Source organism: Granulosicoccus antarcticus IMCC3135, assembly GCF_002215215.1.
Classification (GTDB): domain Bacteria; phylum Pseudomonadota; class Gammaproteobacteria; order Granulosicoccales; family Granulosicoccaceae; genus Granulosicoccus; species Granulosicoccus antarcticus.
The window spans coordinates 2,204,082-2,216,768 of record NZ_CP018632.1 but is presented as its reverse complement, the minus strand read 5'-3'; the positions used below and the strand labels follow the sequence as shown (position 1 = coordinate 2,216,768).

The window sequence follows — 12,687 nt, the reverse complement described above, 5'->3', positions numbered from 1 at the left end:
GAATCGATCAGTACTGGCTGGCTGCTTGGATCAAGTATGAGCTTGCAGCGGGGTAAAACCCCGCTGCACTATGGATAAGATGTTTATGTTTACATCTACAGCTCCAATACTATCTTTCCAGAGCATCAACGCCTGAGAATCTGAATGCCTCGACTTCCAAGGCATCAAGCTCTTCAGCACTCATCTGATCATGGGCAATTGAAATTCGCCCCAGGAATACCAATGGCAACTCTTCCTGACGCCCTTCCAGGTGTGCCTTGATCGCTTCAGCCGTTGCAGCGCCAACATCATCTCCCATCCTCATTGGCGTGGCATCCAGTTCACCACGACGAATGGCATCCAGCTCCAGGCCGGTTCCGCCCCACCCCGTGGAGAATATTTCCTTCTCTTTACCGACCGAGACTTGCGCCTCGACTGAACCCATTGCCATGGCTGTATTGGCATTGTGTATCACCTTGGCCTCAGGGTAGGCCTGAAGCATCAGCTGAGTGCCTTCGAAACCACCTTCACTCTGATACTCTCCATAGTGTTCATAAACGACATTCCAGTTTCCTTTCTCGGCAACACAGTCCTTGAAATCTCCCGAACGTTGATTGTCTGTGATTCCCGGAATACCTCGATTCATGGCGTAGGTCACATCGTTACCTAATCGCTCAAGCATGTAGTCACACATTTTTTGTGCGCCGAATGCAGATGAGAAATCAAACCATCCCGCTGGTTGATTTTTCAGGTATTTTGGCGGTGTATGGAATGCCCATACAAACGTTGTCAGATCTTCATTGCCAGCCAGTTTGTCTATATTGTCCGCCTGAGTTGCCAGCTCTGAGGGGCCAAATATCACAAAATCATACAAATCGGCATCCTGATCCACTTGAGCGGCATAGGTTGCCTGCAGAGAATGCTCTACCTGCCGAGATGCAAATTCACGCGTCTCATATTTGATTCCCAGTTGATCCAGACGCTTGATCATAGCCAGATAGTTACGCGCCCAGAAATCAGAGACATCTGCAGATGGATAGATAAGAGCTATTTGCAGCGGCTTCTCCTGAGTACCGGTATATGCGATGGCCTCGGTACCTGTTGCGTCCTGCAGTGCCTGCAAACTGCCTTCCTTATTGACTTGCTCAGGGACCCAAAAATCCCTATCCGCATCATCCGGCAGTTCCTTGAGTGGCAAGGACTGAGCCATGGCAAACGTGCTGCTCAAAAGAGCTGCGACCAACGCCGCGGTTGTTTTTCTGTTCATCATTGCTAACACTTCCTCCGTTACAAGGTGGCGGTTGCCACGATTTTTCCAGTTACCCACTTGGGCTGGCAGAGCCACCCGCCAGTAAACTGATCACACTTAAAACCAGAATCATCAGCGCGATAGCAATGCCCAGTTTCATCAACTTTGCGTTGTCTGGATTTTTGAGCGCGGAGCCAACCTTGCCACCCCCATCCCGATCCTTCTTACCCAACCATGTATAGGTTGCTACCGAAATAATGATGACGGCACCTGAGGCCACCGACTGCCAGAAGAACTCGATTCGCAGTGTGACCAGAGCGTTGATCATCATCGATAGCAGCAGAACACCTGCTAGCGACCCAATCATTGAGGCACGACCTCCAAACAAGGATGTACCACCTACCACTACTGCGGCAATGACATGCAGATTGAAGTAAGGCGCCGAGGTTGCCTGAATGGCATTGAGCTTGCCGGTCAGTAATATTCCGGATAAAGCGGCCATCGTTCCCATCAATACATAGGCGTATACACGATGACGATCTACGGCAATGCCGGTCATTTCTGATGCTTCCGGGTTTGAACCAATGGAGACGGTATAGCGACCAAAGTGAGTTGATCGCAGTAGGAAGTACCCACCGGCCAAAGTCATCAGTCCTATAACCACAGGCGTTGGCAAGAACTGCAATGCCTGACCTCGACCCACTTCTGTAATAAGATCCGGAAAGCGTGCCAATACCAGTCCCTTGGCAAGCACCAGTGCAAATCCACGATAGACAAGATCCATAGCCAGAGTGCCGATCAAATCTGGCACTCGAAGCTTGGTGATAACCAGGCCGTTCAACAGGCCCATCAAAGCTCCCAGGCCCAAAGCAATCAGCGCAGCAGTCCAGGCCGGAAAACCATACTGCTTGATCAGGAACGCCATGATAATGGCTGACAAAGCGGCAACAGAACCAATCGACAGATCTATGCCTCGCTGGGTAATGACAAACGTCATTGCCATGGCCATTGGCATATATAGAGCCGCATCCAGGAGAATCTGATTCAGATTGGACAGACGAAAATATCTCGCAGGCTCCATGACTCCCATAAAGGCGAGTATCAGAACGATCATGGCCATCGGACCCAGAAACCCCATATAGGGCTCCAGCTTTTCCAGAATGGGCTTATTGCGTGTTTCTGAGTTCATTTCATTGGTTGCCATGATTGCAGTATTTCCTCACCCGGCGACCGATTGAGCGCCGACAATCATGCCAAGCACCTCTTCGTTATTAGTATTAGCAGTCTTCACAACTCCTGCACACGTACCACGACGCATGACGTGAATACGATCTGAAATCTCGAATACATCATCCAGAGAGTGTGAAATCACAATCACGGCAATCCCCTGCGCCTTGACCGCTTTGATCAATGCCAAGGTTCTCGCCGTTTCCTGTGGCCCCAGTGCTGCGGTAGGCTCATCCATCACCAGAACACGCAAGTCATCATGGCGTACCGCACGTGCGATAGCCACCGCCTGACGCTGACCGCCCGATAGACTTTCTGTGGCTACATCCATGTTCTTGAGTTGCACCCCAAGCTTGTCCTTCAGTACACGGACAGACTCATCGCGCATTTTACGATTGTCAAGAATTTGCAAACCCATGAATGACCGAGTCAATTCAGCGCCAAGAAACAGATTTTGAGCAGGCGTTAAATGATCCGCAATGGCAAGATTCTGGTAGACCGCATCGATACCGTTCTTGATGGCATCCGAATGATTTGCCATGGAGAACGGCTTGCCATGCAATTCAATATGACCTTCAGTGGGCTGGTACACACCAGTCAGTATTTTTATCAGCGTTGATTTTCCAGCACCGTTATCACCGACGATGGCGAGTACCTCGCCTGAATAGGCGTCAAGATCGACACCTTGCAAGGCGACCAAGCCACCAAAACGCTTGGTAATGCCTCGCATGCTTATGATGGGAGCTGCCACTGACATTGATTAGTTCTCCGAGCGCATTGAAGTTGTGCCCAGTTTACGTTACCGGTAACTATTGTCAATAAATTGATTGATAGTATTTTAATTCATTGTTTTATTTGTGTATTTTCTGCATTTCAAACTTACCAAGACAAAGTCTTCTTTGCGTAAAAATGCCTGATTGAGTTACGATTTTGACTCGTAACGTTACGAGTTACGAAATAACTGAAAACCAGAATGATGAATATCAATGACATTCATCCCGAGTTGCCGGCACTTGCTGAGCAACGATGTGATTGGGAAAATTACCTGATACTGTTGTTGATCATTGAATTAATTAGGAATATTTTCTTAAGAATATCTAAAACTAGCGAGTAGCATTAACTCCGATGAAGACGATATCAAAGATAAGAAAAGTGCTGGCGCTGGATAGTCAGTGCAGATCCCGGCTCACAAGATCGATCGCAAGGACCTTGGGCGGAGTGGCTCTTCTGGCTTGTAGCCTATCTGCGATCGCTTCGATACAGGTAATCGACAACATCATTTCCTGGTCGGATGACGGCTGGTGGTACCAGGTTGAGAACCGGCTAACCGGAGAAATTGTCTGCCAGGGTGGACTTGAGTGCACTGTGCCAGAGGGCATTTACTGGGTGAGCAGTTTCAGCCCCGACGGTGACTCGAGGAGAGGTAGCCACGTTACAGTGGGTAATCCTATCGAGGATAACCTGAGCCTTGAGGATTTCGCAGTCACTATATCTGTTGATGATTTGACTATCAGCTGGAGCGTCGGTGGCTGGTATCAAGTTCAGAACGCTGAGACATTGCACGAAGTGTGTAACGGCGTTCCCGAATGTGTTGTTGAGGAACCCGGCACCTACCTCGTTATCAACCACAGTATCGGGCGACGAGTAGAAGTCAGTGTTGGTCAGGATTCGCCAACGGATCCGGGCACTGAAACGCCTCCAACTGAAAGCAGCTTTTCAAGTTCCTTGACTGTCAATGACAACACGATCAGCTGGAGCATGGCAGGCTGGCACCAGGTTCTGGATGCCACTACCTATAGTCATGTTTGTGGTGGTGGCAGTTCTTGCACCGTCCCTGAAGAGGGGCGTTATATCGTCATTAACCACGATGCTGATCTTCGAGCAGAGCTGTATGTCGGTTCAGGTACAGATGCTTCCAATTACCCTGATGGCGTTACCGTCAGTGGCAATGTCATCTCCTTGCCTGATGATGGCTGGTACCAGGTACAGTCCAGTACGAGCTACGAATCGATTTGCGAAGGGACAATTACCTGCCAGGCTGATCAACCTGGCAGATACACCATTATCAACCATACTTCAGGTGAGCGCTTTGAAGATATCGCCGTTTACTGGAGCAAATGGTTGGACCGTGATAATCCGTCCGGTGCCGGTGACTGGGAAATTGGATTCGAGGAAGGCTTGCCTTGTGCTGACCCGATGGACATTCAGGCACGTGTGTTGGGGCAGAATCAAATATATAGCATTGGCGATAGCATGCCGAACTTGCTGACCACCTTTCAGGCCGCCCATGGCTTGGTCTGCGAGAATGAGAAACAGACGTTTGGCAATTGCGAGGATTACGAGATACGATTTTACTGCCCTTATCAATGATTGCAGCGATGCCGTATATCCGAACCTTGCAGCACTTTGTCAATGGCATAGCCAGATGGGTCAAATCGTGGTGGTAGTACTTGCCTACCATGATTAAATTTTTCAAGAATTCACTACTAAGATTGTTTTCACCTGATAGTGCACTTGTCCAGGCAAATTCAGTTCATCGAAGTCTCATGAGCAACCAGGCCGCTCCAGACCAAGGTGATCACGCAGAGTGCTGCCGTGATAGTCGCTACGAAACAGGCCTCGATGCTGAAGCTCTGGCACCACCTGCTCGATGAAGTCCTCAATGCCGCTGGGTAACGATGGAGGCATCAGATTGAAACCGTCGGCGCCTTCATTGCAAAACCAGTACTCCATCTTGTCGGCAATCTGCTGCGGTGTACCCACCAACGTGCAGTGACCACCGCCTGCAGCCAGGCGTCCCAGTAATTGGCGTAAAGTAGGTTTTTCGGTTTGAATGATGCGTAATATGGTGCTGTAACGCCCTTGTGGGCCACTGAAATTTTCCATGGACGGCAGCGTTGGCACCGGTGCATCCAGCTCCCAATCCGAGCAATCCTGATCAATGAACATGGACAATTGGCGCAACGAGGCCTCTGCGGGCAGCAATTCATCGAGCTCACGCTGTTTGGCTTTGGCGTCCTCCTCCGTCGCAGCCACATAGGTCACCAGACCGGGCATGATCGGCACACTGACGGTGCGACCGGCAGCGCTCACTCGCTGCTTGATATCCCGATAATAATCTTGTGCTGCCGGCAAATCGTAGGCCACGGCGTAAATTGCCTCAGCATACCGGGTCGCCAGCTCCCGGCCCTGCTCTGAGGAGCCGGCCTGAAACAGTACCGGGTGTCCTTGTACCGGACGTGGCACATTCAGTGGACCATCTACCTGGAAGAACTCGCCGTGATGATTGATCGATCGTACCTTGTCCGGGTCTGCATAATGGCCCTGACGATCAAACAACAAAGCATCGTCATCCCAGGAATCCCACAACCCCAGCACGGCCTGCACAAACTCTTCAGCACGCCGATAACGTTCGGCATGATCTGGCATGCTCTCATAACCGTGGTTGCGTGCCTCCACATCAAACATGGAGGTGACTACATTCCAGCCGATACGACCACTGGAGATGTGATCCAGTGATGCCAGTAGACGAGCGGCATGGAATGGTGTGTAAAAGGTACTGGAGACGGTGCTGATAAATCCGATGTGCTGTGTTGCCCGACTCATGGCAGCGATAGCGGTGAGCGGCTCCAGATACCACCAACTGCCATCCGATACATTACCTGCGGCACCGCTGTCGGCGAAGAAGACGGCGTCCAGTTTGCCGCGTTCTGCCAATTGCGCCAGGCGCTCGTAATAGCGAATATCGCCCAATTGTTCCACTGACGACTGTGGATGTCGCCAGGCGGCTCGATGATGCCCGCACCCCATTAAAAACAGGTTCAAGTGCATCATGCGACTATTCACCCCGATGGCCCCCATCAGTTTTTAACCAGGCCGCCGTCAACCACCAGATTTTGTCCGGTCACTGAACGCGCCCAGGTCGAAGCAAAAAACAAAGTGGCATCGGCAAATTCTGCAGGTGTGGTTACCCGCCGCAGAGGCGTGCTGGCGGCAATGAAATCAAACACCTCATCGGGCGTTGCGGCAGAGGCATCGGTGGTACGCAACAGCCCCCCGGATACCATGTTTACCGTGATGTTATCGGGACCCAGATCTTGCGACAGTGTGCGCGTCAGTGACAACAATGCAGCCTTGCCAGCCGTATAATCATGGTACGGCACCACCGGATTCTGGAACAGATTGGTCCCAACATTCACAATACGGCCAAACCCCACCTCACGCATACCCGCCAGTGCAGCCTGAGTCGTGTTCAGCGCCCCTCCAACCACTCCCATGAATTGCTGATTCAGATCGTCCCAGCTCAACTGCTCAACGTTTGGGCGTGCATCACCGTTGAATGAAAATTCCGGCAGAGCATTATTGATCACGGTTGTCACCGGACGTCCGAAGTGCTGACGTGCCTGATCGAACATCGCTTGCACTGCCGCACGGTCAGTCACATCGGCCTGCACTGCCAGTGCGCGCTCTGGCGCTACGTTGACCAGCTTGTTGGCTGCTTCGGCGCTATTAAAATAATTTATGACAACTGTGGCCCCTTCACGCAGAAAAGCACGTACCAGGTGTTCACCCAAGCCACGGGCACCACCGGTAACCAGAACCAGTTGTTGGTCGAGACGGAAAGATTGTTGCATGAAAACCTCAGAAGTGAGGCAAAGGCATGAATGGGCAGACGCGGTTATGGGCCGGCTACTGACATCCCTTCGCCAGTATGAGCTGGATCAGGTTCAACGGGTTTTTTCTCAGCCCTGCAAGCAGGACACCCCGTGTCGAGCCAAGACCATAGCACAACGAATGTCGAAAAATACAAGGCCTGATAACAGCAATTGACAATCACGTTTTTATTTCCTACTCTGTGCTCACTCCTGGGGGTGCCGTAGAAAACGGCTGAGACACCGCACTTTGTGCGGTAACCCTTTGAACCTGATCCGGATAATGCCGGCGAAGGGAAGGAAATGCCTGCTCTACGCTTGGTTTCGTGCCCCTTCCTTTCTCGCTGTCATTCCAGTGACCCGCCATCTTTGGCGATAACGTTAGCGCCGGTGACGGCAAGGAAGACAACGATGTTCAGTATCTATACAGCCCTTGTCTGGCTGATTATATTCGCCGCTCTGTTCGCCATCCCCGGTCTGCTCTACGCTCGTCGCAAAAAAGACAAACTGGACGATTTTCTGGTTGCCCGAAACAGCCAGAGCAGTTCCGCAACCCTGTTGACACTGCTGGCCACCACCATGGGTACCTGGATATTGTTTGGTCCGGCTCAGGCTGCTACCTGGGGCGGTATCGGTGCCATAATCGGCTACGCACTGGGTGCTCTGGCTCCGCGCCTGATCATGATTCCTCTGGGCAGTCGCATCCGGACGCTGATGCCAGAAGGCCACACACTCACCGAGTTTGTTCTGGGCCGCTATGGCCGCGTGATGTACAGCTTTGTGCTCGCCATCATGATTTTCTATCTTTGCATCAGTCTGACTGCAGGTTTGACAGCCATTGCAAAAATGGTCTCCCTGCTCGCACCGGTACCATTATGGCTGACTGCCAGCATCGTCATGGCTGCCACCTTGCTTTACACCCTCTACGGCGGGTTGCGTGTGACCATCTTTACCGACCGTATACAGATGCTGGTTATTTTGCCATTTCTGGCATTGCTGATCGGTTTTGGCTGGCAAGCCGCCGGCGGTCTCGCACCGGCAATCCAGGGCTTGCAGGAAAAAGCGCCGCACCTGCTGAACCCGTTGGATATCAACGGCCTGAAATCCGGGCTGACGTTCTTTATTGCGGTCGTTCTGACCGGGCTCTTCTATCAAGGCACCTGGCAACGTATATTTGCCGCCCGCGATAACAAGGTCATCCGTAATGGCTTTATCCTCAGTGGTCTTTTCAGTTTTCCCATCATTTTCATCATGGGTCTGTTTGGACTGGCATTTGTAGGGCTGGACTTGCCGGGCGACGGCTCCGTAGCCCTCTTCAGCGTACTACTGAGCGATGTACCACTATGGTTTGCCATCGGCTTGCTGCCATTCGGGCTAGCGCTGATCATGAGCAGTGCCGACTCCACCATCAGTGGGCTCACTAGTATCATGGTGGTGGACCTGCACCGCCTGTTGCCGCGACTGAGAAACCATGATCTGTTGTCCTTGTCGCGCTGGCTGATCGTTCTGCTGTCGATCCCAGTGTTGTTTGTCGCCGCCCAGGGTTACAGCGTACTGTACCTGTTTCTGCTGGCAGACCTGTTGTGCTGCGCGGCCGCCTTCCCGGTATTTTTCGGCTTCTACAACGCCCGCTATCAGAGCTACAATGCTGCGATCAGCACCTTCGCAGGTCTGGTGGCCGGACTTGTGGTATTTCCATTACCGGGAGCGCCCATTACGAACCTGCTTGAGTCCTTCCTGCTGGCCTCGCTGGTACCGGTCGCCGTATCGCTTTTACTGCTGCTCCTACCTCAGGGAAAACTCTTTGACTTCTCACTTCTGGCGCAGCAAGTGCGAAAAATTGAGGGTTAGGATACCGGATGTCTGCGCAATACCCCATACAACGCACCTGTTCTCAGATTACAACGTCCATGCCGCCTTGAGACCTTCGAGCACTGCCTCCTCTGCCGTTCGCGCTGCAACACAGTCTCCGATGGCCACCAGCGCGATGTCTGCACTCTCCAGCTCATCCAGAAGCGTGCACTCCGATATTTGCCCCTGGGCAAGCACCAGGGTGTCAACATCATCAATAATGATGGGCTCTTCACTCGATGTGTGTTGCAGATAGACCGTCTGTGAATCGCACCCGAACAGCCGCGCATAGGGAATGATCTCGACCCCCAGCCGGTGCAGTCTTGCCACCGCCATATCACGGACATAACCCGGCAACAATTCGCCTGCATGCAGCCCGTTGACGGCCAGTCGAACGTGCCGCCCGCCTTCTGCCAGCAACTCGGCAATCCCCACACCAACCCAATCACAACGCCAATCGGCGATGACGACCCGTGAGCCCACATTTGCCTGCCCCTGAAGCACTTGCCAGGCATCGACAACCGGCGCATCTTCAGATATTTCTGCGCTCTGTGGCCAACGTGGTTTTGCACCAGTCGCAAGAATCACCACATCAGGACATTCAGCGTCGATCAAGGCTCTGTCTACAGAGGCTCCCCGCACCACAGTGACACCCGCCAATTCCAGTTCGCGTGACAGATTGGTCACGATGCCCCCAAATTCACTACGCCCTGGCAATAGCTGCGCAAGCAGTGCCTGCCCACCCAGCCTGGATGAGGCCTCATATAATGTCACTGCATGACCACGCTGTGCTGCCACGGCTGCCGCCTTCATACCACCGGGTCCGCCACCCACCACCATGACCTTCTTGCGCACACGGGCTGGCAACAAGGTGCCATAGTGACGCTCTCGTCCCGATTCTGGATATTGGATACAGGAGATGGGGTAGCCTTTGTGAAAGTGCCCAATGCAAGCCTGGTTACAGCCGATACAGGCACGAATATCATCCGATCGATCGGTCTGCGCCTTGACAGGCATCTGCGGGTCGCAGATCAATGCTCGTGTCATGCCACACATGTCCGCCTGGCCCGATGCAATTATCGCCTCAGCTTCTTGTGGCTGATTGATCCGTCCCGCCACCATGACAGGAATGCTGACGCGCTGCTTCACAGCCTCTGCAAATGGCGCAAGATAGGCATTGGCCACTGCCATGGGTGGCACGATATGCGTGGCCCCTCCCAGTGAGGCCGAGGTACCTGCAATCACGTTGACGTAATCCAGCTCCTCGGCAAGCTTGACGATCACATCAAGCGAAGTTTCTTCTGTCAGCCCATCCGGATCCTTCTCGTCACCCGATATACGCATACCCACCACAAAGTCTGGTCCGGTTGCACTGCGCACAGCCGCTATCACCTCACGCAAAAAACGCAGGCGCCTATCGACTGCCCCTCCATACTCATCATCACGTCGGTTAACGTTCGGGTTAAGAAATTGAGCTGGCAGATACCCATGACTGGCAACGATCTCGACGCCATCCACGCCCGCCTTTCGAACTCGCGCAGCTGTCGCACCATAACCTGCAACAATATCGGCAATCATGATCCGTGACAGAGCACGTGGTATGACATGGAACCGCTCACTGGGTGAGACCGAGGGTGCATAGGCAACCGGTGCCGAACCATCAAGCGATTCCATGATCTCGCGCCCCGGATGGAACAGCTGTACAAACAGCTTGGTACCGTGTGCATGCACCGTATCAGCCAGTCTTCTAAAACCCGGAATACAGCCATCGTCCACCCCCATCAAGCTGTGCGAGGTATAGCGGGCAGTCTCGTGCACCCCGGTGACCTGGCTGACGATTAATCCCACCCCGCCCTTCGCTCGGGCCTCGTGATAGGCAAGCAATGCATCGTTGACCGTGCCATCAGTGGGCAGCGTCGTATCATGGCCTGTCGAGAGTATGCGATTACGGATCTCAAGCGTACCGATGGTGATTGGCGAGAACAGATTTGGAAAATTCATAATGGCGTCATAACCGGCTATTGCCCTGCATAAGCCATCATGCCATGCCTGCTCACCACCTTGCGTTTATGCCACACAAACACTCGTGATAATCGTGACTGACGTATTCTGGAACTGTGTGAATCCAGATCTTTGAATGAGAGTCTTTGAAGTCCAGTCAGGCCCAATAAGATACCTGTCACACCGCCGCCACATCACACCGCATGAAAACACTATAAGGATCAAGCTTGTAATCGGCAAAGGGTTCACACTCGACAAACCCATGTCTTGCATACAGTTGGCGGGCCGGTGTAAACGCCTCCGGGGTGCCTGTTTCCAGCAGCAGATATTTCAGCCCTCGTGTCTTGGCAACCTCCAGCATATGGCTCAGCAATAGCTGGGCGACACCTTTACGCAGATGCGCCGGTGCTGTCTTCATCGACTTTATTTCCGCTGACTCTGCATCCAGTTGCTTCAAAGCGCCACACCCTTGCAACACGCCTTCATCTCTGACGCTCCAGAAGGTAATGTCAGGGTTTCTCAGCGCTACCATATCAAGGGCATGGGTACTTTCCGGTGGTGAGTGGCTGTGCATATCAGCCAAGTGCTCAAGTAGCAGCGCATGCACATCATCGGTACCCGGATCCTCTTCCTGAATCTTCATACGCTGCTCCTGTGTATTCTTTCGTGAGTATTGTTTATGAGAATATAGACGGCTACCGCACCCGCCTCTGCAGATTAATCAGCAGATCGATTGTTTGCAACACAGCAACAAAAGACACGTCAGGAAATTTATCAATGCCAGTCTCGGAGCTGATACCAGCATCCCCTACACCACATGCGGCCAGAGGCGCTCATCAGGGCATGTTGCTCTGGGTACTAATCGTGGGATCATCCTTTCCGGCTGTAGGGCTAATGAGCGAGGGCCTGCCACCTCTATTGCTGACAGCCATCCGATTTCTTATCGCATCGCTGGCGCTCTGGCCACTGGTCGCACGCTCATCGATTCAGTTGCCAAGCCTACCTGGCCTGGCACTGTACGCCATCATGGGACTGTCTCTTGCGGGATTTTTCGGTGCCATGTTCTGGGCCGCCCATCGCACTAGCGCACTGTCGATGGCAACGCTCTACGTCAGCGTGCCACTAGTAGCCTACAACCTGGGCCGACTATTCGGGGTCGAACAACGCGGTGGCCAACTACTGGCCATTCTGGTACTCGGGGCCGCCGGCGCTCTAGGATTAGCCTGGGCACAGAGCGCGGGTCAATCAGGTCAGCTACATTTGGGTCTGGCCGAGGCAGCCTTCTTTGCCGGTTGTATCGCCTCAGCGCTCTACCCGGTCCTGAGCAAAATTGGATTGAACCGAGGCTGGTTATCACCACGAGCGGAGGTACGTACCTTCTGGAGCTTGTTAATTGGCAGCCTGATTATCGGCATGCTCGGACTGATCACAGAGGCGCCACAACGACTGATGAGTCTGACATTGATGGATGGCCTGGTATTGAGCTATCTGGGTGTGTTTTCCAGCGGCGTCACGTTCTGGCTACAACAGCGTGCAATGGCTGTGCTGACACCGAGCGCGGTGACGGCTTACAGCTATCTGGTGCCCTTTGTCTCCATGCTATTGCTGTTTATAGAACAGCCCCAGCGCATGGGATGGTACTGGCTACCCGGCAGTCTCATGGTGATTCTGGCTATCGCGCTGTTATTGAATAGAGACACCAAGGAGCGGTGAGCGCTCTAAGCCGCA

Annotated in this window: 10 protein-coding genes and 2 riboswitches; of the genes, 3 read left to right on the top strand and 7 right to left on the bottom strand. The window is 52.9% G+C overall.

Annotation, left to right across the window (positions count from 1 at the left end; all coding sequences use genetic code 11):
* Positions 1–109 precede the first annotated feature (109 nt).
* The 3 genes from IMCC3135_RS09665 to IMCC3135_RS09655 are packed head-to-tail and all read right to left on the bottom strand — an operon-like array spanning position 110 to position 3,212.
* Positions 110–1,249 (bottom strand): substrate-binding domain-containing protein, encoded by a 1,140-nt coding sequence (locus tag IMCC3135_RS09665; protein WP_205737985.1) that lies wholly within the window; start codon positions 1,247–1,249, stop codon positions 110–112.
* 49 nt (positions 1,250–1,298) lie between these two features.
* Positions 1,299–2,432 (bottom strand): ABC transporter permease, encoded by a 1,134-nt coding sequence (locus tag IMCC3135_RS09660; protein WP_205737984.1) that lies wholly within the window; start codon positions 2,430–2,432, stop codon positions 1,299–1,301.
* Positions 2,433–2,447: 15 nt separating this feature from the next.
* Positions 2,448–3,212: an ATP-binding cassette domain-containing protein gene (locus IMCC3135_RS09655; RefSeq protein ID WP_205737983.1), complete on the bottom strand. Its 765-nt coding sequence runs from the start codon at positions 3,210–3,212 to the stop codon at positions 2,448–2,450.
* Positions 3,213–3,892: 680 nt separating this feature from the next.
* Here IMCC3135_RS09655 and IMCC3135_RS09650 point away from each other — a divergent pair.
* Positions 3,893–4,825 (top strand): hypothetical protein, encoded by a 933-nt coding sequence (locus IMCC3135_RS09650; RefSeq protein ID WP_157735883.1) that lies wholly within the window; start codon positions 3,893–3,895, stop codon positions 4,823–4,825.
* Between the two features lie 174 nt (positions 4,826–4,999).
* Here the strand turns inward: IMCC3135_RS09650 and IMCC3135_RS09645 are convergent, their stop codons facing one another.
* The gene (locus tag IMCC3135_RS09645) at positions 5,000–6,289 is read right to left on the bottom strand and encodes an LLM class flavin-dependent oxidoreductase (RefSeq protein WP_088921774.1); all 1,290 of its coding nucleotides are present in this window, start codon (positions 6,287–6,289) and stop codon (positions 5,000–5,002) included.
* Positions 6,290–6,315: 26 nt separating this feature from the next.
* Positions 6,316–7,089 (bottom strand): 3-oxoacyl-ACP reductase, encoded by a 774-nt coding sequence (locus IMCC3135_RS09640; RefSeq protein ID WP_088917416.1) that lies wholly within the window; start codon positions 7,087–7,089, stop codon positions 6,316–6,318.
* A 47-nt stretch (positions 7,090–7,136) separates the two neighbouring features.
* Positions 7,137–7,232, bottom strand: a riboswitch (TPP riboswitch).
* Positions 7,233–7,312: 80 nt separating this feature from the next.
* Positions 7,313–7,422, top strand: a riboswitch (TPP riboswitch).
* A 96-nt stretch (positions 7,423–7,518) separates the two neighbouring features.
* Between IMCC3135_RS09640 and IMCC3135_RS09635 the strand changes: the two genes are divergently transcribed.
* On the top strand, positions 7,519–8,958 hold the full coding sequence (locus tag IMCC3135_RS09635) for a sodium:solute symporter family transporter (RefSeq protein WP_088917415.1): 1,440 nt from the start codon (positions 7,519–7,521) through the stop codon (positions 8,956–8,958).
* 48 nt (positions 8,959–9,006) lie between these two features.
* Here the strand turns inward: IMCC3135_RS09635 and IMCC3135_RS09630 are convergent, their stop codons facing one another.
* Both IMCC3135_RS09630 and IMCC3135_RS09625 read right to left on the bottom strand, forming a co-directional pair.
* A complete protein-coding gene (locus tag IMCC3135_RS09630) occupies positions 9,007–10,959 on the bottom strand; it encodes an oxidoreductase (RefSeq protein ID WP_088917414.1) in 1,953 nt (650 codons plus the stop codon).
* Positions 10,960–11,137: 178 nt separating this feature from the next.
* Positions 11,138–11,602: a GNAT family N-acetyltransferase gene (locus IMCC3135_RS09625; protein ID WP_088917413.1), complete on the bottom strand. Its 465-nt coding sequence runs from the start codon at positions 11,600–11,602 to the stop codon at positions 11,138–11,140.
* 134 nt (positions 11,603–11,736) lie between these two features.
* On the opposite strand from IMCC3135_RS09625, the gene IMCC3135_RS09620 reads away from it, so the two are divergent.
* A complete protein-coding gene (locus IMCC3135_RS09620) occupies positions 11,737–12,672 on the top strand; it encodes a DMT family transporter (RefSeq protein WP_205737982.1) in 936 nt (311 codons plus the stop codon).
* The last annotated feature ends 15 nt before the right edge of the window (positions 12,673–12,687 follow it).

Excerpts from the sequence above, each read along its gene's own strand:
- IMCC3135_RS09665 (WP_205737985.1), bottom strand. The coding sequence starts at position 1,249 with ATGATGAACAGAAAAACAACCGCGGCGTTGGTCGCAGCTCTTTTGAGC.
- IMCC3135_RS09660 (WP_205737984.1), bottom strand. The coding sequence starts at position 2,432 with ATGGCAACCAATGAAATGAACTCAGAAACACGCAATAAGCCCATTCTG.
- IMCC3135_RS09655 (WP_205737983.1), bottom strand. The coding sequence starts at position 3,212 with ATGTCAGTGGCAGCTCCCATCATAAGCATGCGAGGCATTACCAAGCGT.
- IMCC3135_RS09645 (WP_088921774.1), bottom strand. The coding sequence starts at position 6,289 with ATGATGCACTTGAACCTGTTTTTAATGGGGTGCGGGCATCATCGAGCC.
- IMCC3135_RS09640 (WP_088917416.1), bottom strand. The coding sequence starts at position 7,089 with ATGCAACAATCTTTCCGTCTCGACCAACAACTGGTTCTGGTTACCGGT.
- IMCC3135_RS09635 (WP_088917415.1), top strand. The coding sequence starts at position 7,519 with ATGTTCAGTATCTATACAGCCCTTGTCTGGCTGATTATATTCGCCGCT.
- IMCC3135_RS09630 (WP_088917414.1), bottom strand. The coding sequence starts at position 10,959 with ATGAATTTTCCAAATCTGTTCTCGCCAATCACCATCGGTACGCTTGAG.
- IMCC3135_RS09625 (WP_088917413.1), bottom strand. The coding sequence starts at position 11,602 with ATGAAGATTCAGGAAGAGGATCCGGGTACCGATGATGTGCATGCGCTG.
- IMCC3135_RS09620 (WP_205737982.1), top strand. The coding sequence starts at position 11,737 with ATGCCAGTCTCGGAGCTGATACCAGCATCCCCTACACCACATGCGGCC.